This is a genomic window from Streptomyces sp. NBC_01463, assembly GCA_036227345.1.
GTDB lineage: Bacteria > Actinomycetota > Actinomycetes > Streptomycetales > Streptomycetaceae > Streptomyces.
Genome location: CP109468.1, coordinates 3,188,072 through 3,212,086 on the forward strand (window position 1 = coordinate 3,188,072; position 24,015 = coordinate 3,212,086).

The following is a 24,015-nucleotide window of genomic DNA, read 5'->3' on the forward strand; positions in this document are numbered from 1 at the left end:
TAAACCACACTTAAAGGGTCTCGGTTTGACAACATCCGTCACTCGTGTGGACCGAAATCCGGACAAACTAATCCCAGACAGACACCCCCGAAACGGACTGTTAACACATGTTTCGGAGAGCGACGCCCGATAATCGGACATCCCTGTCTCATATTCCGGACGGTGCGAGCGGAAAACGGGTTGACCAAAGGCCGGAGCCCCCACAGTGTCTGTGAGGGCCCCGGCCTTCTGCAATGCCTGCTGCTGACGGATCGTCGGCCGAAAACGGCCTACCGCGCGACCGGCGGAATGTGCAGCGTCAGTTGTTCTTGGCGCGCGACGCGGTGCGGCCGCGCTGCTTCTGGTCCAGGACGACCTTGCGGATACGGACCGTCTCCGGGGTCACCTCGATGCACTCGTCGTCGCGGCAGAACTCCAGCGACTGCTCCAGCGAGAGCTTGCGGGCGGGCACCACGTTCTCCGTGGTGTCCGCGGAAGCCGCACGCATGTTGGTGAGCTTCTTCTCCTTGGTGATGTTCACGTCCATGTCGTCGGAGCGCGAGTTCTCACCGATGATCATGCCCTCGTAGACCTCCGTGGTGGCCTCCGTGAAGATGACACCCCGCTCCTGGAGGTTGACCATCGCGAACGGCGTCACGACGCCCGCGCGGTCCGCGACCAGCGAGCCGTTGTGACGGGTGCGCAGATCGCCGAACCACGGCTCGTGGCCCTCGAACAGGGAGTGCGCGATGCCCGTACCGCGGGTCTGGGTCAGGAACTCCGTACGGAAGCCGATGAGGCCGCGGGAGGGCACGATCCACTCCATGCGGACCCAGCCCGAACCGTGGTTCGTCATCGTCTCCATGCGGCCCTTACGGGTCGCCATGAGCTGCGTGATGGCGCCGAGGTGCTCCTCCGGCGAGTCGATCGTCATGCGCTCGATGGGCTCGTACGTCTTGCCCTCGACCTGCTTGGTGACGACCTGCGGCTTGCCGACGGTCAGCTCGAAGCCCTCGCGGCGCATGGTCTCGATCAGGATGGCGAGCGCGAGCTCACCACGGCCCTGGACCTCCCAGGCGTCGGGACGCTCGGTGTCCAGCACGCGCAGCGAGACGTTACCGACCAGCTCGCGGTCCAGACGGTCCTTGATCTGACGGGCCGTGACCTTGTGGCCCTTGCCGCCCTTGCCGACCAGCGGCGAGGTGTTCGCACCGATGGTCATCGAGATGGCGGGCTCGTCGACCGTGATCAGCGGCAGCGCGATCGGGTTCTCGGGGTCGGCCAGGGTCTCGCCGATCATGATGTCCGGGATACCGGCGATCGCGCAGATGTCGCCCGGGCCGGCCTTCTCGGCGGGCTTGCGGGTGAGCGCCTCGGTCATCAGGAGCTCGGTGATGCGCACGTTGGACATCGTGCCGTCGCGCTTGATCCACGCGACGGTCTGGCCCTTGCGCAGCTCACCCTGCTCGACACGGCAGAGCGCGATACGGCCGAGGAAGTTGTCGGCGTCCAGGTTGGTGACGTGGGCCTGGAGGGGCGCCTCGTCGTCGTACTCCGGGGCCGGGACCGCGGAGAGGATCGTGCTGAAGAACGGCTCCAGGCTGTCGCTGTCCGGCGGGACGGTGCCGTCCTCCGGCTTGGTCAGCGAGGCGACGCCGTCACGGGCGCAGGCGTAGACGATCGGGAACTCGATCTGGTCCTCGTCGGCGTCCAGGTCCAGGAAGAGGTCGTACGTCTCGTCGATGACCTCGGCGATCCGGGAGTCCGGACGGTCCGTCTTGTTGATGCAGAGGATGACCGGCAGCTTGGCCGTCAGCGCCTTGCGGAGCACGAAGCGGGTCTGCGGGAGCGGGCCCTCCGACGCGTCGACCAGCAGGACGACCGCGTCCACCATCGACAGGCCTCGCTCGACCTCACCACCGAAGTCGGCGTGGCCGGGGGTGTCGATGATGTTGATGGTGATGACGTCTCCGCCATCCTTGGGGTGGTACTTGACGGCCGTGTTCTTGGCCAGGATCGTGATGCCCTTCTCACGCTCCAGGTCGTTCGAGTCCATCATGCGTTCGTCGAGGTTCTCGGCGGCGTGTGCGGCGAACGCACCGGCCTGCCTGAGCATGGCGTCGACCAGCGTGGTCTTGCCGTGGTCGACGTGGGCGACGATGGCTACGTTACGGATGTCGTGGCGCGTGGGCATGGGTGGCTTGCGCTTCTCTCGGATCGGGGATTCAGGCGTCTTAGTCGGTCTTGAGTCCTCGTACGCCCGCCGGGCGGACGCGCCACGGCTACAGCCCATGGTACGGGGCGGGCGCCACTGCGGCTTCCCGGGCAAGTCTTACCGGCCACGGGACGGGCGCCACGCCTCGTCCGGTGTGCATCGACGGTCCCGCGTCCGCTTCAGGTTTCCGCCCCCGTGATCAGTTCTTCCGGTGGAATTCACCGGTGTCGTGGCCACGGTCCCCCGGGCGGACGGGACGGACGCGGGTCGTGTGCAACGCCGGAGGTGGGGCTCCGGTGCTGCGGCTCCGAGGGGGATCGGAGCGGACCTCCGCGGCGCGACCGCCGGGGTTGGGGCCCCGGGATCGGGTGGCGGGTCGGTCACCCGGGTCAGCAGGTGGGCACAGCCTTGCCCGCCGACAGGTCGGCGGGCAAGGGAATTGAGCCAGTTCTGAGCTTTCGGTCCTGCGCTGACCTGCTACTTCTTCGTGTTGGCCGGGGCGCCGGCGGACTGCGCCTTCTTGAAACCGATGTCCTGGTAGTGCGGAACCCCGAAGCCGAAGGCGCCGACGTTCACGAGCTTCTTATCCGCCGCGACCAGCTGCGGGCGCTGGTAGAGAGGAATCGATCCTGCAGCGGCCCAGATCCGGGCGTCCGCCTGCTTCATCAGGTCCTTGGCCGTGCCCTCGTCGAGCTCCGAGACCGCCTGGTCGAAGAGCTGGTCGATGTGGTCCGTGCCGACCCGGCTGTAGTTCTGCTCGACGAGCAGCGAGCCGTCGGTGGCGGGCACCGGCTTGGCGAAGATCGGGCGGTCGTCCGTGGCCGGGTAGGCCGTGGCGGGCCAGGAGTACAGCGCCAGGTCGTAGTCGCCGGAAGCGACGTGGTCCTGGAAGTAGCTGTCGTCGGAGACCTTGGTGATCTCGGTACGGATCCCGATCGTGTCGAGCATGGCCGCGATCTTGTCGCCGACGCTGCGCAGGGACTCGGAGCCCGGTCCCGACGGCAGGACGAAGCGCAGGGTCAGCGGCTTGCCGTCCTTGCCGAGCGGACCGCGGGCCGAGTCGGGGGCCTGGGCGGGGGCCGCGGTGCCGACCGGGGCGTAGGCGCCGGCGGCGCCGCCGGGCTGCCGGTCCTGGGCCGTGATCCGGGCCGGTGCGTCCTCGGAGGTGCCCGTCTCGCCCAGGTGTCCGGCCTGGCGCAGCAGGGCGGCGCTCTGGACGGCCGCGGCGGGGGCGGGGGCGATGACGTGGGTGGCGGCGCCCCCGGCCGCACCGGGCTTGTCGTCGTCGCCGACGATGTAGAGGCCGTCGTCCTTGGCGGGCTCGCGGCGGGCGGCGTCGTTGGTCTTGCCGTCGTCCTTCGCGCCGCCGGCGCTCTCCTCGGCCTTCTTCTCCGTCTTCTTCTCCTCGGCCTTTCCGGCGCCCTTCTGCTTCTCGCCCTCGCTGCCCGCCTTGGTGCCGTCCGTCTTCTTGGCGGCGCCCTCGCGCGTCCAGCCCGCGTCGGCCAGCAGCGCCTGGGCCTCCTTGGTGTCCTGGCTGCCGAGTGCCGCGCTGCCGTCCTTGTACGCGGGCTGCCCGGCGAGGGCCACGTGGCTGCCGAGCGGTTCCGCGGGCAGGCCGAGCGGCTTGAGCACGGTGTCGACGAGTTCCTGGCGGTCCAGGGCGCGGGCGACCGCGCGCCGCACCCGGTCGTCGGCGAGCGGTCCGCTCTCGCCGTTCAGCGCGAGCTGGGTGTAGGCGGGCTCCAGGGACTTGCGGACGGCGTAGCCGCGCAGGTCGCTCTGCTCGGCGGCGTACGCCTTGGCCGCCTCGGCCTTGTCGTCCCTGGCCTTCTGCGCCTCCTCGGCCACGTCCTCGTCGGAGCCGTGGGCCAGGGCCCAGGAGCGCAGGGCGGCGGCCGGGGTGAGGTCGGAGCCGGGGCCGTGGGCGGGGGGTGCGCCGTTGGCTCCGCCGGCGCCGGTGTCCCGGGCGGCCTGGACGATGCGGTGGGCGGCCGCCGCGTCGATGTCGGCGACGTCGACCTTCCCCTCGGTCAGCGCCTCGGTGCGGTCCTGCGGCTCGACCGTCCTGAAGACCAGCGAGTCGAGCTTGGCCGGACTGCCCCACCAGCGCGGGTTGCGGGTCAGCGTGACCGAGCCCGACTCCTTGTCGACGGTGCGCAGCCGGAACGGTCCCGCCGTGGCCTTGATCGTGGCGCGGGCGCCGTCGTTGAAGGCGTCCGGGGAGCCGGTCACCTGCTTCGGGTAGAGCGGGGAGAAGAGGGAGCGCCAGTCCGCGTACGGCTTGGCGAAGGTGACCTTGACCTCCAGGTCGTCGGCGCCGCGCTCGATCTTCTCGATGCGCTCGTAGCCGGCGTTGCGGGCCGTCCAGAACGCGGAGTCCTTGCCGCTCAGGGCGCGCCACTGGGCGACGAAGTCGGGGGCCCCGATCTCCCGGCCGTCGCTCCAGACCGCCTGCTGGTTCAGCCGGTAGAGCACGACCTGCCGGGGCTCGGTGTCGACCACCTTCGCGGACTCCAGGTAGTCCGGGTTGAGCTGCGGCCGGCCCTTGGCGTCCAGCGGGAAGAGCGTCGGCAGCAGGGCGCCGGTGATCCGGGTGGTGGCGCTGTCGGCGTCCGCCTGGAAGGCGTTGAGGGTGGCGGGCATCGCGTCGATCGCCCAGTTGACCGTGCCGCCGTCGGCGACCTGGGCGCGGGCGGCCGGTGCGATGTCCTGCGGGACGACCGCGGCGGCGGTGGCCTCGTCGTTGCCCGAGCTGCAGCCGGCCAGGGCGGGGAGGGCGAGCACCCCGGTGGTGAGGAGTGCGAGCGAGCGGCGCTTTCGGGATGTCCCGCGCGGGACGCCGACGTGGGACATGGCTGATACCTCCGGGGACGGCCCGGCCCACCCTTACCCGAATGGGCCGGATTATGCGTGTTTGGTGGCATTTGCAGTTGATCACACTGGTTCCGCCCGTCCACTGAAAGCGCCCACGCACGGGAGACCGCGCATGCACGGCGCTGACACGCCGAACCTCACCCGCGTGGCGGAGCGCCTGAACCGGCCGGAACGGCCGGAAATCGATGCCCCGGGGGTCACGTACCACCCGCATCCGCAAGACAGGGCGGCCCGCTCCCTTCCCAACGGGGATGTGACGCGCGACACTCGCATGCGCATGAGCATGGCCACCCGCGACTGCGGAAGTGAGATCAAGTCATGTCACTGCAAGACGAATTGACGGCAGTTCAGCACTGTCTCGACGACCTGGTCCGCACGGTCGGACGGCTGGAGCGGAGCCTTGCGCAGCTGCGCGAGGCGGGCACCGCACCCGACGCCCTCGGCCCGGCCGGCCACGCCGCACCCGTCGACGGCGTCATCACGATCACCGAGGCGCCGTACGACGCCACCCTGTGGACGGACTCGGACGACGAGGGTCTGGGCGTCCCCGGCAGGCACGCCCCCTAGCGGCGCGTGTCTGACACCTCCTAGGAGAGCTCCTTGGCCACCGGTACGGAAACAGGAACGGAACCAGGCAAGGACCCGGGCAGCGCCCCGGGCACGGCTGCGGGCGCGGAGCCCCGCCCGCCGGACGGACCGGCCGCCCGCACGGCGGGCGTGAACCACCCCACCCGGGCCGCCATCGCCGCCCGCCATCTGCGGACCGACCGCTGGTGGCTGGCGCCCGCCGTGACGGCGGGCGGTCTGCTCGCCTTCATCGTCTACTCGACGTGGCGGGCCTTCTCGAACGCGGACTACTACGCGGCCCCGTACGTCTCGCCGTTCTACTCGCCCTGTCTGGCGGACAACTGCGCCCCGATGCGGCACGGCCCGAACTGGGATCTCTTCGGCAGCTGGTGGGGCCTGTCCCCCGCCCTGCTGATCCTGATCTTCCCGCTCGGCTTCCGGCTGACCTGTTACTACTACCGCAAGGCCTACTACCGGGGCTTCTGGGCCTCGCCCCCGGCCTGCGCGGTCGCCGAGCCGCACCAGAAGTACAGCGGCGAGACCCGCTTCCCGCTGATCATGCAGAACATCCACCGGTACGCCTTCTACGCCGCCGTACCGGTCGCCGGCATCCTCACGTACGACACCGTGCTGACCTTCCGCGACGAGCACTACGCCTGGGGCCACATGGGCCTCGGTTCGCTGATCTTCCTGGTCAACATCGTCCTGATCTGGGCGTACACCCTGTCCTGCCACTCCTGCCGGCACATCATCGGCGGCCGGCTGCGGCACTTCTCCAAGCACCCCGTGCGCTACCGGCTGTGGGGCTGGGTCGGGCGGCTCAACACCCGTCACATGCTGCTCGCCTGGGCCTCGCTGATCAGCGTGGCGGCGTGCGACTTCTACGTGTACCTGGTCGCCTCCGGCGCCTTCGACGATCCGAGGTTTTTCTGAATGACTGAGCTCGAACGACAGCAGTGGGACGTCGTCGTGGTCGGTGCCGGAGGCGCCGGTCTGCGCGCCGCGATCGAGGCGCGGGAGCGCGGCGCCCGTACCGCGGTCATCTGCAAATCGCTCTTCGGCAAGGCGCACACGGTCATGGCGGAGGGCGGGATCGCCGCCTCCATGGGCAATGTGAACTCCGGGGACAACTGGCAGGTGCACTTCCGCGACACCATGCGCGGCGGGAAGTTCCTCAACCAGTGGCGGATGGCGGAGCTGCACGCCAAGGAGGCCCCCGACCGGGTCTGGGAGCTGGAGACCTGGGGCGCGCTCTTCGACCGCACCCCCGAGGGCAAGATCTCCCAGCGCAACTTCGGCGGCCACGAGTACCCGCGCCTGGCGCACGTCGGGGACCGCACCGGCCTCGAACTGATCCGCACCCTCCAGCAGAAGATCGTCTCGCTCCAGCAGGAGGACGAGCGCGAGTTCGGTGACCACGAGGCGCGGCTCAAGGTCTTCCAGGAGTGCACGGTCACCCGCGTCCTCAAGGACGGCGACCGCGTCTCCGGGACCTTCTGCTACGAGCGCGAGAGCGGCCGCTTCTTCGTGCTGGAGGCCCCCGCGGTCGTCCTCGCCACCGGCGGCATCGGCAAGTCCTTCAAGGTGACGTCGAACTCCTGGGAGTACACCGGCGACGGCCACGCGCTGGCCCTGCTGGCGGGCGCCCCCCTGCTGAACATGGAGTTCGTGCAGTTCCACCCGACCGGCATGGTCTGGCCGCCCTCGGTCAAGGGCATCCTCGTCACCGAGTCGGTGCGCGGCGACGGCGGGGTGCTGCGCAACTCCGAGGGCAAGCGGTTCATGTTCGACTACGTCCCCGACGTGTTCAAGGAGAAGTACGCGCAGTCGGAGGAGGAGGGCGACCGCTGGTACGAGGACCCGGACCACAACCGCCGCCCGCCCGAGCTGCTGCCGCGCGACGAGGTCGCCCGCGCCATCAACTCCGAGGTGAAGGCCGGGCGCGGATCGCCGCACGGCGGGGTGTTCCTGGACGTGTCGACCCGGATGGACGCGGAGCGGATCCGGCGCCGGCTGCCGTCGATGTACCACCAGTTCAAGGAGCTGGCGGACGTCGACATCACCGCCGAGGCGATGGAGGTCGGCCCGACCTGCCACTACGTGATGGGCGGCATAGCCGTCGACTCCGACACCGCCGCCGCCCTCGACGTACCCGGGCTCTTCGCTGCGGGCGAGGTGGCCGGCGGCATGCACGGCTCCAACCGGCTCGGCGGGAACTCCCTGTCCGACCTGCTGGTCTTCGGCCGGCGGGCGGGGCTGCACGCCGCCGGGTACGCCGGTTCCGTCGCCACCCCGCCGGTGGTCGACGAGGCGCAGATCGACGCGGCCGCCGCGGAGGCGCTGCGTCCGTTCAGCGCGGAGGAGCTCGCCGAGGGTGCGCCGACGGAGAATCCGTACACCCTGCACCAGGAACTCCAGCAGACGATGAACGACCTGGTCGGCATCATCCGGCGCGCCCCCGAGATGGAACGGGCCCTGGAGAAACTGGCCGGGCTGCGCGAACGGGCCGGGCGTGCCGGGGTCGAGGGGCACCGGCAGTTCAACCCCGGCTGGCATCTCTCCCTGGACCTGCGGAACATGCTGCTGGTCAGCGAGTGCATCGCGCGGGCGGCCCTGGAGCGCACCGAGAGCCGCGGCGGCCACACCCGCGAGGACTGCCCGGACATGGAGCGCTCCTGGCGTCCGGTCAACCTGCTGTGCCGGCCGGTGGACGAACCGGGTGCCGCGAGCGGCCGGATCGACCTCGTACGCAAGGCCACCGACCCCATCCGTCCGGATCTGCTCTCCCTCTTCGAGAAGGAGGAGCTGGTCAAGTACCTCGCCGATGAGGAGCTCTACGAGTGAGCAGCTACGACGCACGGTTCAGGGTGTGGCGCGGGGACACCGACGGCGGCGGTCTGGAGGACTTCGAGGTCGAGGTCAACGACGGCGAGGTCGTCCTCGACATCATCCACCGCATCCAGGCGACCCAGGCGGGTGATCTGGCGGTGCGGTGGAACTGCAAGGCGGGGAAGTGCGGTTCGTGCAGCGCGGAGATCAACGGACGGCCGCGGCTGATGTGCATGACCCGGATGTCGGTGTTCGGCCGCGAGGAGACCATCACGGTCACCCCGCTGCGGGCCTTCCCCGTGGTGCGGGATCTGGTGACGGACGTGTCCTTCAACTACACCAAGGCGCGGGAGGTGCCCGCGTTCGTGCCGCCCAAGGGGGTCGCGGCGGGCGAGTACCGGATGCAGCAGGTCGATGTGGAACGCTCGCAGGAGTTCCGCAAGTGCATCGAGTGCTTCCTGTGCCAGGACACCTGCCATGTGGTGCGCGACCACGAGGAGAACAAGGCGGCCTTCGCCGGGCCGCGGTTCCTGATGCGGGTCGCCGAGCTGGACATGCATCCGCTGGACGCCGCCGCCGAGTCCGGTCTCGACCGCAAGGCGACGGCCCAGGAGGAGCACGGGCTCGGCCTCTGCAACATCACGAAGTGCTGTACGGAGGTCTGCCCCGAGCACATCAAGATCACCGACAATGCGCTGATCCCGCTGAAGGAGCGGGCCGTGGACCGGAAGTACGACCCGCTGGTGTGGCTGGGGAACAAGATCCGGCGGCGCGATCCCGATCCCTCCTGACGCCCGTGGGAGGACGCCGGGTCCCGGGCCGCCCTGACAGTGCGGCCCGGGACCCGGCGAGAGGGAACCCGGCAGGGCGGGCCGTCAGCCCAGCAGCTTGACGATCTCGTCGGTGGTGCCGGTCTCGCCGAGGCGCGGGAAGATCCGCCCGACGCTGTTGTCGTGGGCCTCGGCGCCCATGTCGGTCACCGCGTCCGTGGCGACGGTGACGTGGTAGCCGTGCTCGTGCGCCGAGCGGGCGGTGGACTCGACGCCGATGCTGGTCGCGATGCCCGCCACCACGACCTGGGTGATGCCGCGGCGGCGCAGCTGGAGGTCCAGGTCGGTGCCGTAGAAGGCGCCCCACTGCTGCTTGGTGACGACGATGTCGCCCTCCTGCGGGCCGAGCTCGGGGACGATCTCGGCCCAGTCGGCGGCCGGCTGACCGGAGCGGGCGGGGCCCTCCGTGCGGCCGGGGGCGCCGCCGGTGACGCGGACCAGGACGACGGGCAGGCCCTTGGCCCGGAAGGCGTCGGCGAGCGTCGCGGCGTGCGCGATGACGTCGGCGGCGGGGTGGGCGGTGGGGAGGCCGACGATGCCCTTCTGGAGGTCGACGACGACCAGCGCGGTCTTCGGGTCGAGAGTGGTGACGCTCATGGTGTGGCTCCTTGCCTGGTGGTGCTCGGGGGGATTCAGGTGCGCCCGCGCAGGGCGCGGTCGGTGACGGTGAGGACGATGAGCAGGACGCCCAGTACGGCGGCGACACCGGCCATCAGGTGCAGTCCGCGGTCGCCGGCCGACTGCCCGTAGGCGAGCGCGATGAGGCTGGACGCGGTGATGGCCCCGATGTACTGGGCGGTGCGCTGGAGGCCCGCCGCGGAGCCGATGGACTCGGGCGGGGCGTGGGCCTGGACGGCCGCCTGGTTGCTCGTGCCGATCAGGCCCTGCGGGATGCCGAAGCAGGCCCCGGCCAGCAGCAGGACGGCGACCGGGGTGTCGCCGGACAGGAGGAACAGCAGCCCGGCCCCGGCGGTGAGCAGCACGCAGGCCAGGGTGAGCGGACCGCGGATGCCCTTGGTGCGGGCACCGAGCAGCGAACAGACCAGCGCGGCGAGGGACATCGGCAGCATCAGCAGCCCGGTGTGTCCGGACGAGTAGCCACGGGCCTCCTCCAGCCACTGCGTGTATCCGTACATCACGCAGTAGATCAGCAGGTAACTGACTCCGTGCCGCAGGTACGTGCGCGACAGCGCGGCGTTTCCCGCCAGCATCCGCAGGTCGATGAACGGCTCGGGGCTGCGCAGCTGCCACCGCACCAGGGCGCCCGTCAGCAGGGCGAAGGGTGCGAGCAGCCACCACATCGGGTGGGCCAGGTCGAGCAGGAAGAAGACGAGGACCGTCAGGGCGGTGGCGAAGAGGCCGATGCCGAGCGGGTCCAGGCCGATCCGTGGCGTACTGCCGTCGGCGGCCCGCCTGCGCGGCGGGTCGGCGGGGATCCAGAGCAGCGCGGCCCCGAGTGCGACCAGGGCGACGGGCACGTTGACCGCGAAGATGCCGCGCCATCCGACGGCCATGACCAGCAGCCCGCCGAGGGTGGGCCCGACGGCCGCGCTGCCGAGCGCGGCGAAGGAGAGCCGGGCCAGGACGGGGCGCGGGGTGATCCGGCCGACCCGGGCGGACTCGTCGCGCAGCACCGCCATGGCCGCCGGGTAGGCGGCCGACGTACCGATGCCGAGCAGCAGCCGCGACACGATCAGCTGCCCGAAGCTCTGCGCGAGGGTCCCGACGAGACCGGAGGCGATGACGACGGCCAGCCCGGCGAGGAAGACCCGGCGGGGGCCGAGGACGTCGGCCAGCTTGCCGAGGACGGGCTGGGCGACGGCGCTGGCGAGGTAGAGGACCGAGATCAGCCAGGCGGTGTCGGCGGCGCCGATGCCGAAGTGGTGTCCGATGGCCACCAGCGCGGTGGAGATCATCGTGGTGTTGAGCGGGTTGAGCAGCGAGCCGAGCAGCAGCGGCGCAGTGAGCCGGTTACTGAAACCGGGGACGGGCACGTCCGGGGCGGGTGCGGGTGCTTCGGGGGCGGGTGCCTCTTCGGCTGTCGCCCCGGGTATCGCGTCGCCGGCGGTCATGAACCGACCAGGCGCTCGATGAGGGCGGCGGCCTCGGCGACCGTGCGCCGCTCCGCGCCGTCCAGCTCGGCGGCGACGGCCTCGGCCAGCCAGTTGCGCTTGGCCGCCCGGACCTCCGCGAGCGTGGTGCGGCCGGTGTCCGTGATCGACATGACCGACTTCCGGCCGTCGGCCGGGTCCGGCGTGCGCCGGACGAGGCCCTGCTCCTCCAGCGCGCCCAGGGTCAGCCGCATGGACTGGGGGCGCACGAACTCCGCGCGGGCCAGATCGGCGGTGGTGGCCGGCTCCCCGTCGTCGAGCCGGGCCAGCACGGAGCGCTGGGTCGGCGTGAGCAGGCTCTCCGACGACGAGGAGCGCAGCCGGCGCAGCAGCCTGCCGACCACGGAGGCGAGGTGGTTCGCCACCTCCTCGGCGGTCGGGTCGGCGGGCACGGCTGCGGGCGGTCGGGTCATGGGACCAACGTAAAAGATGCACAGGGCATCTTGCAAGGCAGCCTGTCGAACATGCGGATGCCCTTGCCCAGCGCACGGCCCGCGATCTAGGGTGAATGCGCTTTCAAAACGTGTTTGCCGACATCTCTGTCGCTGCACGTCGGTACGGAAGAAGAAGCGGACGGTCGGTCGAGTGAGCGCCCCAACGGTGTACGACGTAGCGGAGCGGTCGGGCGTCTCCATCGCCACGGTGTCGCGGGTGTACCGCACCCCGGAGTCGGTACGGGCCCAGACCCGCGAGCGGGTGCTCGAAGCGGCCCGGGAGCTCGGTTACGTACCGAGCGGCAACGCCCGCGGACTGGCGAGCCGCACCACAGGCGTGCTCGGTCTCTGCTTCCCGGACTACGCCGACCCGGACGCCGAGGCCGATGCCGAGGCGGACAGCGACGCCGACGACGCGGTGATGCTCTACTCCGACCAGATCATCCGCGGCATGGAGCGCGCGGCCCGCCGGCACGGGTACGCGCTGCTGATCGCCGCGTCCCTGGAGGGCGGCCCGGAGAGCCTGGTCGCGAAGGTCGCGGGCCGGGTCGACGGCTTCGCAGTCCTGGCCCAGACGGTGCCGACCGAGGACCTGGAGGTGATATCGCGCCGGCTGCCGGTGGTGATGCTCGCCGGGCCCCGCGAGATCGACCACCTGGATCACATCGTCGTCGCCAACGCCGACGGCGAACGCGAGCTGACCCGCCACCTCATCGAGGACCACGGCCTGCGCCGGCTCGCGTTCGTCGCGGGCGACACCGATTCACCGGACGCGGAGGCGCGGTTCCGCGGCTTCCGGGAGGCCTGCCGGGACGCCGGTCTCCCGGTGCCGGACGAGCCGGCGTTCCGGACGACGATGATGAAGCAGGCCGAGGGCGCGGTGGCCGCCGAGACGCTGCTGGACCGGGACGGGGAGCGCCCGGAGGCGATGCTCTTCGCCAACGACCAGATGGCCGTGGGCGCCCTGCGCGCACTGGCCCGGCGCGGGGTGCGGGTGCCGCAGGACATCGCGGTGACCGGTTTCGACGGGATCCCGCTCAGCCGGATCGTCCAGCCGCCGCTGACGACGGTGCGCCAGCCGATCCGCCAGCTGGGCGAGCAGGCGGTCGAGCTGCTGGTCCAGCGGCTGAGCGACACCGGCCGCGAACCGGTGTCGCTCACCCTCCCGGTCTCCCCGATCCGCCGGGCCAGCTGCGGCTGCGGCTGACGCCGCCGCGGGGCCTCCCCGAGGCCGGCCGGCCCCGCTACCCCAGCCACTTCCCGAAGAACGCGCGCCGCGCCTCCACCAGCCCGGCCACGTCCTCCGCCAGGCCCTCGTACTCGAAGTGCCCCGCCGGCAGCACCAGCAGCTCCCGCTCGCCCGCCAGCGCGTTGTGCACGGCGAACTGGCCGGGCGGCGGCACGGACGGGTCGAACAGCGCCGCGGCCACCAGGGTCGGCCGCGCCACGAAGCCCGCGGCCGTCGCGGCGTCGAAGTACCGCAGGACGTCCACGACTTCGGGGTGCTCGCGGTGGTAGCCGCGCACCGCCTCCCCGCTCCCCGTGCACGGCAGCGTGAGCCGCAGCGGGTGGTTCCCGAACGTGGGCACCGTCAGCTGGCCCGCCGCGATCCGCTCGTCCCACGGCAGGGCGAGCGCGCCCAGCCCGCCGCCGAAGCTCTCGCCGTGGTAGCCCAGCCGGCCCGTCCCGGCGAGCTCCGGCACCAGCTCCTCCAGGGCCGACGCCGCACACCACAGGTCCGCCACGCAGTCGCCGATGACATAGGTGTCGCGCGACTCGATGCCGTGCAGCACGTGCCCGGCGGAGACGTCGGGGATGCCGTCCACGAGGGCGCGCGTCCCCATCCCCCGTACGCAGGGCAGGATCGCCGCCGACGAGGGCAGCGGCAGGGGCACCCCGGGCCCGGCCTCCTGCCGGCCGCCGTACCCGTGCCCGATGACGAACCCGTGGCGCACCGGCTCCCGCGCCGCCCCGCCCGCCGGCAGCGCCACCCAGCCGCCGATCCGCACGCCGCCGACCGAGGTGTACGTCACCCCGTGGATCCGCACCCCGTCCCGCTCCTCCTCCACCGGACCGAGCTCCGGTTCCGTGGCGACCTCGCGGGCCGCGGCGTACCGCGCGCGCCAGAAGTCGGCGAAGTCGTCCGGGACGGGCGGCGCCGGAACGGCCAGCAGCTCGTCGAGGGTGCGTCCGTGGGCCGGATCGAACGGGAAGTCATGAACGAACGAAGTCATGATCACGACACTATCGCCGGTCGTTTTCCGGCCCGGACCCGCCCGTTCCCCGGCCCTGACCTCGGCCGGGCCCGGCACCAACTATGCGGAATCGGTCACATCATCACCTTTTCCACAAACGACACGCTTACCGTTCCAAGTTGAACATTCAGATGTCCGGCGCGTTGCACGAGTGTGACCAAACACCCTCTTGCGGATTCCCGAATGTCTGCCGCAGAGTGATGTATGCGCTTACAGGCAGCGCATACATCCGGAATGCTCAAGGAGGAGCCCTCCATGTCCCGCACCGCCAGAAACGCCTCCACCGGCATCGGCATCGCCGTCGTCCTCGCTCTCGGTCTGACCGCGTGCGGCAGCTCCGGTGGCGACGACGTCGCCGCGGACAAGAAGCAGACACTCACTGTCTGGGCCATGGGGGCCGAGGGCGAGAAGCTCGCGGATGTGGCCAAGGTGTACGAGAAGGCCAACCCGAACATCACCGTCAAGGTGACCCCGGTCGGCTGGGACGTCGCCCACCAGAAGCTCGTCTCCGCGGCCGCCGCCGGCACCATGCCGGACGTGGCGCAGATGGGCGGCAGCTACATGGGCGAGTTCTCCGAGCTCGGTGTGCTGGAGCCGGTCGACACCAAGACCTTCCAGAAGAAGGACTTCTTCCCGGCCGGCTGGAAGCAGGGCGAGGTGGACGGCCAGGCGTACGGCGTGCCGTGGTACGTCGACACCCGCGTCCTCTACTACCGCACCGACCTGGCCGAGAAGGCCGGCATCACCAAGGCTCCGACCAACTGGAAGGAGATGCAGGACCTCGCGACCGCCTACCAGAAGAAGGCGGGCACCAAGTGGGGCCTGTCCATCCAGCCCAGCGGCCTGGACACGGTGCAGAACTTCTACTCCTTCCTGTACTCGGCCGGCGGCGAGATCGTCAATGACAAGGGCGAGGCCGTCATCGACAGCCCCGAGGCCGTCAAGGCGCTCAAGGAGTACGGCTCGTACTTCGACAAGGGGCTCTCCAACAAGTCCATCCCGCCCGGCTACGACGTCGTGAAGGACTTCGGCAACGGCCGCGTCCCGATGTTCTTCGGCGGTCCCTGGCACGTCACCCTGCTGAACGAGGGCCAGCCGCAGCTCAAGGGCAAGTGGGCCGTGGCGGCCGTCCCCGCCGACAAGTCCTCCACCTCGATGGCCGGCGGCTCCTCCCTGGTGATCTCCAAGGACAGCGAGCACAAGGCCGCTGCCACCAAGTTCATCCAGTACCTGACGGACACCAAGGGCCAGGCCGACTGGTACAAGCGCACCAAGGACCTGCCGGCCAACACCGCCGCCTGGACCTCCGGCGCTCTCGCCGATGACGCCGACCTGCAGATCTTCAAGAAGCAGATGGACACCGCCAAGTCCTCCCCGTCGCTGCCCAACCTGAGCGAGATCACCGACAAGGTCGACCAGGCCATAGCGAAGGTGACCCAGGGCAAGGCGTCCGCCGAGGACGCGCTGAAGACCGCGCAGTCCGAGATCGAAGGCCTCGTGAAGTAGGAGCCATGAGCACCACGACCGGAAAGGCCGCAGAGCCGGCCAAGGTGCAGGCCGGGCCGGGGACCACGTCCCCGGCCGCCGGGCCCAAGGGTTCACGACGTCGCAGGAAGCCCTCGATGGGCGTGCAGAACATGGCCGGCTGGCTGTTCTCCACTCCCTTCCTCGTTCTCTTCCTCGTCTTCATGGCCGTCCCGATCATCGCCACGCTGGTGATGAGCTTCACGGACTTCGGGCTGCGCAACGTGACGCACCCGCTGGACGCGAACTTCATCGGCTTCGAGAACTACACCAAGCTGTTCAGCGACGAGAAGTTCCTCAAGTCGCTCTTCAACACGGCGTACTTCGTGGTCGTCGGCGTCCCGTTGACGATCCTCCTCGGACTGGTCGTCGCCGTACTGCTGAACAACGGCATCGACCGGGCCCGGACCTTCTTCCGCGTCGGCTTCTACGCCCCGGTCGTGACCACCATCGTCGCGGTCGCCGTCGTCTGGCGGTTCGTGCTCGACCCGAGCGACGGTCTGGTCGCGGGCCTCTTCTCCGAAGTGGGCCTCACCGCACCGGACTTCCTCGGCTCCGAGACGCTCGCCATGCCGTCCATGATCGCGATGGCGGTCTGGCGCAACGTGGGCACGGTCATGGTGCTCTTCATCGCCGGTCTGCAGGCCATCCCCACCGAGGTGCGGGAGGCGGCGCGGCTGGACGGCGCGAACGTCTGGCAGGAGTTCAAGGGCATCACCGTCCCGCTGCTGCGGCCCACGCTGCTCTACGCCACGGTGATCACCACCATCGGCTACCTCAACGTCTTCGAGGAGCCCTTCGTGATGACGCAGGGCGGCCCCTCGGACTCGACGCTCACCGTCTCGCTGAACATGTACCGCGAGGGCTTCAACTTCTTCCACATGGGCTATGCGAGCGCCATGGCGTATGTCCTCTTCGTAGTGATCATGGGCATCACGGTGCTGCAGCTCCGACTGCTGAAGGACAACACGAAATGAGCGCCACCAGTGCACCGGGCGCCGTCTCGACGGCGCCGTCGAAGAAGCCCGGGGAGGACGGGCGGCCCGGCCGTCCCGAGCGGCCGCGCTCGCTGAAGCGGGTCCTCGTCTACGTCCTGCTGTCGTTCGGCCTGCTGATCATGTCGGCGCCGTTCCTGTGGATGGCCCTCTCCGCGTTCAAGACGACGAGCGAGCTGACCGCGAGCCCGCCGGTCTGGATCCCGACCGAGTGGACCCTGGAGAACTTCCGGGACCTGCTCGACAAGCTCGATCTGCCGCTCTACTTCATGAACTCCGTGATCGTGGCGGTGCTGGTCACCGTCTCGAACCTGGTGTTCTGCTCGATGCTCGGGTACGCCCTGGCCAAGCTGAACTTCGCCGGCCGCAACAAGATCTTCGGTCTGGTGCTGGGCGCCCTCATGGTGCCGGGCAACCTGATGCTGCTGCCACTGTTCGTGCTGATGAGCAAGATGGGCCTGATCGACTCGTACGCCGGTCTGGTCCTGCCGTTCGCGGCCGGCGCCTTCGGTGTCTTCCTGATGCGGCAGTTCATGCAGTCCATCCCGGACGAGCTGCTGGAGGCGGCCCGGATGGACGGCGCCGGTGAGTGGTACATCTTCTGGCGCATCGTGATGCCGCTGGTGAAGCCCGCCCTGGCGACGCTGTCGATCTTCACGTTCCTCGGATCGTGGAACAACTTCGTCTGGCCGCTCATCGCGACCAACGACCCCGACAAGTACACCCTGCCGGTCGCCCTGGCGACGTTCGCCACCGACCCCAACAAGGCCGGCGGCTCCAACGGCATGCTGATGGCCGGGTCCTTCCTGATCGTGCTGCCGGTCCTGGTCGTGTTCATCGCGCTCCAGCGGCACTTCACCCAGGGCATCGCCACGGCGGGCATGAAGTAGCCCGCCCGCGGGCGGCCGGACCCCCTTCCCGGCCGCCCCACCGAAACGTACGAGGCCGCGCACCCCACCCCACCGCCGGTCACACCCCTTCCCGCACCAGAAAGACAGTTTGCGATGACTCACACCCAGGTCCCGTTCCCCGAAGGATTCCTGTGGGGTGCCTCCACGGCCGCCCACCAGATCGAGGGCAACAACACCAACAGCGACTGGTGGGTCAAGGAGCACACCGCGGGCACCCACATCCAGGAGCCCAGCCTGGACGCCTGCGACAGCTACCACCGCTGGCACGAGGACATGGACGTGCTGGCCGGACTGGGCTTCACCGACTACCGGTTCTCCATCGAGTGGGCCCGCATCGAGCCCGCCGAGGGCCGGTTCTCCCGGGCCGAGCTCGCCCACTACCGCCGGATGGTCGAGGGCGCCATCGAGCGCGGCCTGCGCCCCATGGTCACCCTGCACCACTTCACCGTGCCCCAGTGGTTCGAGGCCCGCGGCGGCTTCACCTCCGAGGGCGCGACCGAGCTGTTCGCCCGCTACGTCGCGGCCTGCGCGCCGGTCATCGGTGAAGGCGTCAGCCACGTCTGCACCATCAACGAGCCGAACATGATCGCCGTCATGGCGGGCCAGGCCAAGCGCGGCGACATCGGCTTCCCGCCCGCCGGGCTGCCCACCCCGGACGACGAGACCACCGAGGCCGTGATCGCCGCCCACCACGCGGCCGTCAAGGAGGTCAAGGCGATCAACGGCGACATCCAGGTCGGCTGGACCATCGCCAACCAGGTCTACCAGGCCCTGCCCGGCGCCGAAGAGGTCACCGCGGCCTACCGCCACCCCCGCGAGGACGTCTTCATCGAGGCCGCCCGCGGCGACGACTGGATCGGGGTGCAGTCCTACACCCGGACGAAGATCGGCACCGACGGCCCGATCCCGACCGCGGACGACGTCGAGCGCACCCTCACGCAGTGGGAGTACTACCCCTCCGCGGTCGGTCACGCGCTGCGCCACACCGCCGATGTCGTGGGCCACGACGTGCCGCTGATCGTCACCGAGAACGGCATCGCCACGGACGACGACAACCGCCGCGTCGACTACTACACCGGTGCGCTGAACGAGGTCGCCTCCGCACTGGAGGACGGCCTCAACGTCCGGGGCTACCTGGCCTGGAGCGCGCTCGACAACTACGAGTGGGGCTCCTACGCGCCCACCTTCGGCCTCATCGGCTGGAACCCCGAGACGTTCGAACGGCTGCCGAAGCCGTCCGCCGTCTGGCTGGGCGAGATGGGCCGCACCCGCGCCCTGCCGCGCGACGCCGGCTGACCCCGGCCCCAAGACCGGGAGCACCTGACAGCTCCCGCGCGTACGGGGACCGGCGGAACCTGACATCCGCCGGTCCCCGTACCGCACCTTCCGCACCACCGCACCTTCGGCTTCACCGCACCACCGGCGCGGTCCGGGTCCCACAGCCCCGGCCGTGCCGACAGCCGTACCCGAAAGCGGCGGCGGAGGCGCGCCTCCGCCGCATCGAGCACGCCACGGAACTCCCCATCCCCCTTCTGCCACCGGGAGCTGGACCTTCATGGACCGTCGCACGTTTCTCACCGCCGCCGGGACCGGGGCCGCCGCCCTGTCCGTCGGAGCCGTATCAGCGCCCTCGGCAGGCGCCGCCCCGCTCGGCCGCACCCCGGACCCGCAGCTGCTGCTGCGCTGGTTCCGTGACACCTACCGATCGATCGAGGCGATGACCACCGGTCTCGGCCTCGCCGTCGACAAGATCGACGTGAGCGGGCCCGACGGCCCCGTCCGGTCCCGCCAGACCTCGCCCACCAACATCGGCTGCGGCCTCTGGTCCACCGTCGCGGCCGCCGGACTCGGCGTGATCAGCGACGCCACCATGCGGCGCAGGCTGGAGCTCACGGTGCGGTCCGTGGAGAAGCTGGAGCGCCATCACGGCTTCTGGCTCAACTGGTACGACGCGCACGACGGTTCGGTGCTGACCGAGTGGCCCGGCACCGGCGACCCGGTCCGCCCGTTCCTGTCATCCGTCGACAACGCCTGGCTGGTCACCGGTCTGCGCATCGCCGCGGACGCGGCGCCCTCGCTGCGCCCCCGCGTCGCCCGCATCCTCGCGGACGCCGACTGGTCGTACTACTACACGCCCTACGACCCGGCCGACCCGGTCGCCGGCCCCGGCCAGCTGCGCGGCGGCTTCTGGACCGACAACGAGGAACCCACCGGCCACCACTACGGCGCCCTCAACACCGAACCCCGCATGGCCAGCTACCTCGGCATCGCGGACGGCTCGCTGCCCGCCGACCACTACTGGCACCTGCTGCGCACGATGGTCCCGGGCAACGAGCAGGAGCAGCAGCCGCAGGGCAGTTACGTGGCGATGGACGGCATCCGCGTCTGGCAGGGCCACTACACCCACCGCGGCCGCAGGATCGTCCCCACCTGGGGCGGGTCGATGTTCGAGGCGCTGATGGTCCCGCTGTTCGTGCCTGAGCCGGAGTGGTCGCCGCGGTCGTGGGGCCGCACCCATCAGCGCTATGTGCGCAGCCAGATCGAGCACGGCACGCAGGAGGCGGAGTACGGGTACTGGGGGTTCTCGCCCGCCAACATCCCGGAGGGCGGCTATCAGGAGTACGGCGTCGACGCGCTCGGCATGCAGCTCGACGGCTACGCCTCGAACACCGACCGCACGTACACGACGGACGGTGCTCCGCTGCCGCCCGCCTCGGCGTTCACCAACGGTGTGGTGACCCCGCACGCCTCGTTCCTCGCACTGCCGTACGCACCGGCCGAGGCCGTGGCGAACCTGCGGGCGCTCGACCGCGATTTCGGCGCGTACCACGAGGGCTACGGCTTCCGGGACTCCGTCAACGTCTCGACCGGACGGGTCAGTGACTTCCAGCTCGCCCTCGACCAGGGGATGATCGCCGCGGCGCTGGCCCAGGCCCTGCGGCCGGGGCTGCTCCAGCGGCCGTTCCGGACCGGTGGATTCCGCTCCCGGGTGCGGCCGCTGCTCGCCAAGGAGCGCTTCAGTATCTGAGCCGGCCCCGCCGGACTCAGTGCCAGCCCTCCCGGTACGCCGCCCAGTCGCCGTCCTCCGCGGCGAAGTCGACGTACAGCGCCACCCCGAACCGCTCCCGGCCGCGGTCCGTGCGCCCCAGCCCCAGCCTGGTGCCGCGGACCGCGGCCGCGACCGTCTCCGCCGACGCGTGGTGCCCCAGGTCGTTCTCGTGGAAGAACGGCAGCCCCATCAGCAGGTCGGTGCCGCGCGGGGTCACTTCGAGGGCCAGCGAGGTCTGTTCGGCGACGTACCCGCCGTACAGCCCCTCCAGCGGCATCCAGGTGTCGTACGACATGACGGCGATCTGGTCGACCCTGCGGGCCACCTGGCCGAAGTACTTCTGCGACCACCACTTGCCTCGGCCGGTGAGCGCGCCGAGGACGGTCTGCGCGGCGGGCAGCGGGTCGATCTGGTGGGCGGCGACGGAGAGCGGTACCCCGCGGGCCCGGGTGACTGCGTGCAGGTCGTCCAGGAGCGAGAGGTAGTGGGCGTCGCCCGAGTGCAGCGGCTCCAGGTCGAAGTGCACGCCGTCGAAGCCGGCGTCCAGGACCTGCCGCGCCGATCCGACGACGGCCTCGCGCGACGCGGCACGCTCCAGGCGCAGCCCGTCGGGCCCCTCGCTCGCCAGCCTGTCCCCGAGCCAGGCCTGGACCCGGATGCCGGGCATGGTGCGGTGCACGGCATCGATCAGCCGGCGCGCCCCGGGGTAGCGGGCGGCGGGCAGTGTGCCGTCGTGTTCCAGGGGTCCGGCGTGGACGTACAGGTCCTTGATGCCCGTCCCCTTGATCCGGGCGGCGAACGCGGCGAGGTCGGCGTCCTTCTTCCGGCCGTCGACCCAGGCGTGCCCCAGCCAGATGGCGTCGCGGCCCCGGGTCAGGGTGCCGTCCCCCGGATCGCCGGTGAAGTTGAGCCGCAGGGCGGCGCCCGCGGTGAGGACCGGCACCACGAGCACCAGGACCAGCCCCAGCGCGATCCGCCTCGGCCAGGTCGCGAGAAGCCGGGCCGCCCCCTTCCGTACCGCCGCCGCCCGCCCCGTTCGCCCACGCACGTGCGCGCCCCCTGTGTGTGTCCCGGTCCTGTCCGTCCCGGCTGCCTGTCCGTCCCGGCCCCGTGTCCCGGCCGGTGTACTCCGGCTGTACGAACGCCGGGGCGTGTCCCGCGTCGGGCCACGCCCGTACGAGAACCAGGACGCACCAGGTCCGGGGGCCGTTCCCGGGAGGGCCGGGCGGCTCTTCGGCCGGGTCGCGGGCCATCGGTGGTGGACATAACGTCGCAGACGTGACGTCGCCTGTGAGCCGAACCCGGAACCTCATACCGGGCCGGGCCCTGCTCGCCGTGCTGCTGACGGTGTGCTGGCTGGCCCTCCCCGCCGCGCTGACCGCTCGCGCCGACGACCCCATCACGCTGTCCCGGGACGGGCAGATCACCGACAAGGTCGGTGCGCTCGGGGACCGCAGGCCCCAGGTGGTCACCGCGCTCGACCAGCTGTACGACCAGCGCCGCGTCCAGCTCTTCGTGGCGTACGTCCGTGACTTCTCCGGGCGCTCCGCACAGGACTGGGCCGACGAGACGGCCGACCGCAACGGGCTCGGCCTCGACGACGTCCTGCTGGCCGTCGCCACCCACGACCGGCAGTACGCGTACTCCGTCGACCAGGACTCCCGCCTCACGGACGCGCAGCTCCAGGACGTGGCGAGCACCGCCGTCGAGCCGGCGCTCAAGGAGAACGACTGGGCGGGCGCCGCCATCGGGGCCGCCCACGGCTACGCGGCCGTGCTGGCCGGCCGGCCCGTGCCCACCCCCACGCTCACCCCCGGCGCCGACGACCCCGGCACCGGGAAGTCCGGCGGGACCAGCACCGGGGACCTGGTGCTGCCGATCGTCCTCGTCGGCGGCGCCGGCGCGGTCGCCGCGTACGCCTTCACCCGGCGCAAGCGGCGCGCCACCACCCGGACGACGCCCGGCGCCATCGGCTGGGGTCCTGCGGGCGGGGGCGAGGCGCAGCAGCCGCCCACACCGCTGCCGGAGCTCGACGCCCGGGCCAAGGAGACGCTCGTCGACACGGACGACGCGGTCCGCACGAGCGACGAGGAGCTCGGATTCGCCACCGCCCAGTTCGGCGAGGAGGCCGCGGCGCCGTTCACCGAGGCGGTCGCGTACGCCAGGGGCGAGCTGACGGCGGCGTTCCGGCTGCGGCAGCAGCTCGACGACGCGTTCCCGGAGGACGACGACACCCGCAGGCGGATGCTGGACGAGATCATCAGCCGCTGCGCGGACGCCAACACCCGGCTGGACGCGGTCTCGGAGGACTTCGACCGGCTGCGCGAACTGGAGCGCAACGCTCCGCAGGCGCTGGCGGCGGCCGAGTCCGCCTTCCGGGCGCTCGCCGGCCGGGTGGCCGCGGCCGAGACCACGCTCAACTCGATGCGCGGCACGTACGCGGAGTCGGCATCGGCCCCCGTCGCGGGTGACATCGAACAGGCCAAGGACCGGCTGGTCTTCGCCACGTCCTCGCTCAACCAGGCCCGGCAGGCCGCCGACGGCGGCGACAACGCGGCGGCCGCGGTGTACGTACGGGCCACCGAGGGCGCGATCGGCCAGGCGGCCACCCTCGTCGACGGCGTCGACCGGCGCGCTCGGGAACTCGGCGAGGCCGCGGGCCGGCTGCCGGGCGCGCTCACCGAGATGGAGACGGACCTGGCGGACGCCGGAGGGCTGCTGGAGGGCACGTCGCAGGGCATGTCCACGGCCGATCTGCGCGGCCGGATCGCCCGGGCGCAGTCGGTGGCCCGCGATGTGCGGACGGAACTGGACGCCGGTGCGTACGACCCGGTCGACGCGCTGCGCCGGGTGGAGGAGGCGGACGCGGCGCTGGACGAGGCGCTGGCGGGCGCGCGCGAGCAGGAGCAGGGCAGCCGGCGGGCCCGCTCCCTGCTCGACCAGGCGATGCTCACGGCACGGTCGGCGATCGGTGCCGCCGCTGACTACGTCACCACCAACCGGGGCGCGGTCGGCAGCGAGGCCAGGACCCGGCTGGCGGAGGCCCAGCGGCGCCTGGAGCGGGCCGGTGAGCTGTCCGGGACGGACGACCCGCAGGCCGCGCTGGCCGAGGCGCAGCGGGCGGACGCACTGGCCGGGGAGGCGCGGAGCCTCGCGGAGCAGGACGTACGGGCGTACGGGGGCCGTGGCGGCGGCATGCCGGGCGGCGGGGGCGGTTCGGGCGGCGGCATGGGCGGTGCGGTCCTCGGCGGGATCATCCTCGGCGGGCTCCTGGGCGGCGGGGGCCGCGGGGGCGGCCTGGGAGGCGGCGGATTCGGGGGCGGCGGCTTCGGCGGCGGGTTCGGCGGGGGCGGCGGGCCCGGCAGCTTCGGCGGCGGGGGCACCCGCGGCCGGCGGGGCGGTGGCGGCCGCTTCTGAACGGCGGCCGCGCCCGCGGTCACAC

18 protein-coding genes are annotated in these 24,015 nt (G+C 71.2%); 11 read left to right on the forward strand and 7 right to left on the reverse strand.

All coding sequences use genetic code 11. The annotated features are described in order from the left end of the window. Positions 1-298: 298 nt before the first annotated feature. Together typA and OG521_13880 are read right to left on the reverse strand one after the other, a co-directional pair. A complete protein-coding gene (typA, locus tag OG521_13875) occupies positions 299-2,173 on the reverse strand; it encodes a translational GTPase TypA (GenBank protein WUW21814.1) in 1,875 nt (624 codons plus the stop codon). Positions 2,174-2,671: 498 nt separating this feature from the next. After that, complete coding sequence (locus OG521_13880; GenBank protein WUW21815.1) at positions 2,672-5,047, reverse strand: ABC transporter family substrate-binding protein; 2,376 nt, start codon at positions 5,045-5,047, stop codon at positions 2,672-2,674. 339 nt (positions 5,048-5,386) lie between these two features. Between OG521_13880 and OG521_13885 the strand changes: the two genes are divergently transcribed. The 4 genes from OG521_13885 (at position 5,387) to OG521_13900 (ending at position 9,255) form a co-directional block, all read left to right on the forward strand. Then, positions 5,387-5,635, forward strand: a complete 249-nt coding sequence (locus OG521_13885) for a hypothetical protein (GenBank protein ID WUW21816.1) — start codon at positions 5,387-5,389, stop codon at positions 5,633-5,635. A 150-nt stretch (positions 5,636-5,785) separates the two neighbouring features. Continuing rightward, on the forward strand, positions 5,786-6,568 hold the full coding sequence (locus OG521_13890; GenBank protein ID WUW26678.1) for a hypothetical protein: 783 nt from the start codon (positions 5,786-5,788) through the stop codon (positions 6,566-6,568). Next, positions 6,569-8,479 (forward strand): fumarate reductase/succinate dehydrogenase flavoprotein subunit, encoded by a 1,911-nt coding sequence (locus tag OG521_13895; protein WUW21817.1) that lies wholly within the window; start codon positions 6,569-6,571, stop codon positions 8,477-8,479. After that, the gene (locus OG521_13900; GenBank protein WUW21818.1) at positions 8,476-9,255 is read left to right on the forward strand and encodes a succinate dehydrogenase/fumarate reductase iron-sulfur subunit; all 780 of its coding nucleotides are present in this window, start codon (positions 8,476-8,478) and stop codon (positions 9,253-9,255) included. The genes OG521_13895 and OG521_13900 overlap by 4 nt, the downstream gene beginning before the upstream one ends. An 84-nt stretch (positions 9,256-9,339) precedes the next feature. Here the strand turns inward: OG521_13900 and OG521_13905 are convergent, their stop codons facing one another. Genes OG521_13905 through OG521_13915 form a run of 3 tightly spaced genes read right to left on the reverse strand, consistent with a single transcriptional unit; the run spans position 9,340 to position 11,818 of the window. After that, positions 9,340-9,891 (reverse strand): isochorismatase family protein, encoded by a 552-nt coding sequence (locus OG521_13905; GenBank protein WUW21819.1) that lies wholly within the window; start codon positions 9,889-9,891, stop codon positions 9,340-9,342. A 35-nt stretch (positions 9,892-9,926) separates the two neighbouring features. Further along, positions 9,927-11,366: an MFS transporter gene (locus OG521_13910; protein ID WUW21820.1), complete on the reverse strand. Its 1,440-nt coding sequence runs from the start codon at positions 11,364-11,366 to the stop codon at positions 9,927-9,929. Continuing rightward, a complete protein-coding gene (locus OG521_13915; GenBank protein WUW21821.1) occupies positions 11,363-11,818 on the reverse strand; it encodes a MarR family transcriptional regulator in 456 nt (151 codons plus the stop codon). The genes OG521_13910 and OG521_13915 overlap by 4 nt, the downstream gene beginning before the upstream one ends. Positions 11,819-11,990: 172 nt before the next feature. Here OG521_13915 and OG521_13920 point away from each other — a divergent pair, with 172 nt between their 5' ends. Continuing rightward, a complete protein-coding gene (locus tag OG521_13920; GenBank protein WUW21822.1) occupies positions 11,991-13,046 on the forward strand; it encodes a LacI family transcriptional regulator in 1,056 nt (351 codons plus the stop codon). 37 nt (positions 13,047-13,083) lie between these two features. Here OG521_13920 and OG521_13925 read toward each other — a convergent pair whose 3' ends face one another. After that, positions 13,084-14,073, reverse strand: coding sequence for an acetylxylan esterase (locus tag OG521_13925; GenBank protein WUW21823.1), 990 nt, complete (start codon positions 14,071-14,073; stop codon positions 13,084-13,086). Between the two features lie 276 nt (positions 14,074-14,349). Between OG521_13925 and OG521_13930 the strand changes: the two genes are divergently transcribed. From OG521_13930 to OG521_13950, 5 genes are all read left to right on the forward strand, one after another. Beyond that, positions 14,350-15,600 (forward strand): sugar ABC transporter substrate-binding protein, encoded by a 1,251-nt coding sequence (locus OG521_13930; protein WUW21824.1) that lies wholly within the window; start codon positions 14,350-14,352, stop codon positions 15,598-15,600. Between the two features lie 5 nt (positions 15,601-15,605). Then, complete coding sequence (locus tag OG521_13935) at positions 15,606-16,595, forward strand: sugar ABC transporter permease (protein ID WUW21825.1); 990 nt, start codon at positions 15,606-15,608, stop codon at positions 16,593-16,595. Further along, entirely contained in the window at positions 16,592-17,503 is a 912-nt protein-coding gene (locus tag OG521_13940; GenBank protein ID WUW21826.1) for a carbohydrate ABC transporter permease, read from the forward strand. The genes OG521_13935 and OG521_13940 overlap by 4 nt, the downstream gene beginning before the upstream one ends. A gap of 114 nt (positions 17,504-17,617) precedes the next feature. Next, complete coding sequence (locus OG521_13945) at positions 17,618-18,820, forward strand: family 1 glycosylhydrolase (protein ID WUW21827.1); 1,203 nt, start codon at positions 17,618-17,620, stop codon at positions 18,818-18,820. Positions 18,821-19,079: 259 nt separating this feature from the next. Next, complete coding sequence (locus OG521_13950) at positions 19,080-20,552, forward strand: hypothetical protein (GenBank protein WUW21828.1); 1,473 nt, start codon at positions 19,080-19,082, stop codon at positions 20,550-20,552. 16 nt (positions 20,553-20,568) lie between these two features. On the opposite strand, the gene OG521_13955 is transcribed toward OG521_13950, so the two are convergent. After that, complete coding sequence (locus OG521_13955; protein ID WUW26679.1) at positions 20,569-21,546, reverse strand: glycoside hydrolase family 18 protein; 978 nt, start codon at positions 21,544-21,546, stop codon at positions 20,569-20,571. Between the two features lie 317 nt (positions 21,547-21,863). On the opposite strand from OG521_13955, the gene OG521_13960 reads away from it, so the two are divergent. Continuing rightward, positions 21,864-23,990: a TPM domain-containing protein gene (locus OG521_13960; protein WUW26680.1), complete on the forward strand. Its 2,127-nt coding sequence runs from the start codon at positions 21,864-21,866 to the stop codon at positions 23,988-23,990. Positions 23,991-24,015: the final 25 nt, after the last annotated feature.

Bases quoted from the DNA above. Each gene is read 5' to 3' on its own strand.
- typA (WUW21814.1), bottom strand. From the start codon at position 2,173: ATGCCCACGCGCCACGACATCCGTAACGTAGCCATCGTCGCCCACGTC.
- OG521_13880 (WUW21815.1), bottom strand. From the start codon at position 5,047: ATGTCCCACGTCGGCGTCCCGCGCGGGACATCCCGAAAGCGCCGCTCG.
- OG521_13885 (WUW21816.1), top strand. From the start codon at position 5,387: ATGTCACTGCAAGACGAATTGACGGCAGTTCAGCACTGTCTCGACGAC.
- OG521_13895 (WUW21817.1), top strand. From the start codon at position 6,569: ATGACTGAGCTCGAACGACAGCAGTGGGACGTCGTCGTGGTCGGTGCC.
- OG521_13905 (WUW21819.1), bottom strand. From the start codon at position 9,891: ATGAGCGTCACCACTCTCGACCCGAAGACCGCGCTGGTCGTCGTCGAC.
- OG521_13910 (WUW21820.1), bottom strand. From the start codon at position 11,366: ATGACCGCCGGCGACGCGATACCCGGGGCGACAGCCGAAGAGGCACCC.
- OG521_13915 (WUW21821.1), bottom strand. From the start codon at position 11,818: ATGACCCGACCGCCCGCAGCCGTGCCCGCCGACCCGACCGCCGAGGAG.
- OG521_13925 (WUW21823.1), bottom strand. From the start codon at position 14,073: ATGACTTCGTTCGTTCATGACTTCCCGTTCGATCCGGCCCACGGACGC.
- OG521_13930 (WUW21824.1), top strand. From the start codon at position 14,350: ATGTCCCGCACCGCCAGAAACGCCTCCACCGGCATCGGCATCGCCGTC.
- OG521_13935 (WUW21825.1), top strand. From the start codon at position 15,606: ATGAGCACCACGACCGGAAAGGCCGCAGAGCCGGCCAAGGTGCAGGCC.
- OG521_13940 (WUW21826.1), top strand. From the start codon at position 16,592: ATGAGCGCCACCAGTGCACCGGGCGCCGTCTCGACGGCGCCGTCGAAG.
- OG521_13945 (WUW21827.1), top strand. From the start codon at position 17,618: ATGACTCACACCCAGGTCCCGTTCCCCGAAGGATTCCTGTGGGGTGCC.
- OG521_13950 (WUW21828.1), top strand. From the start codon at position 19,080: ATGGACCGTCGCACGTTTCTCACCGCCGCCGGGACCGGGGCCGCCGCC.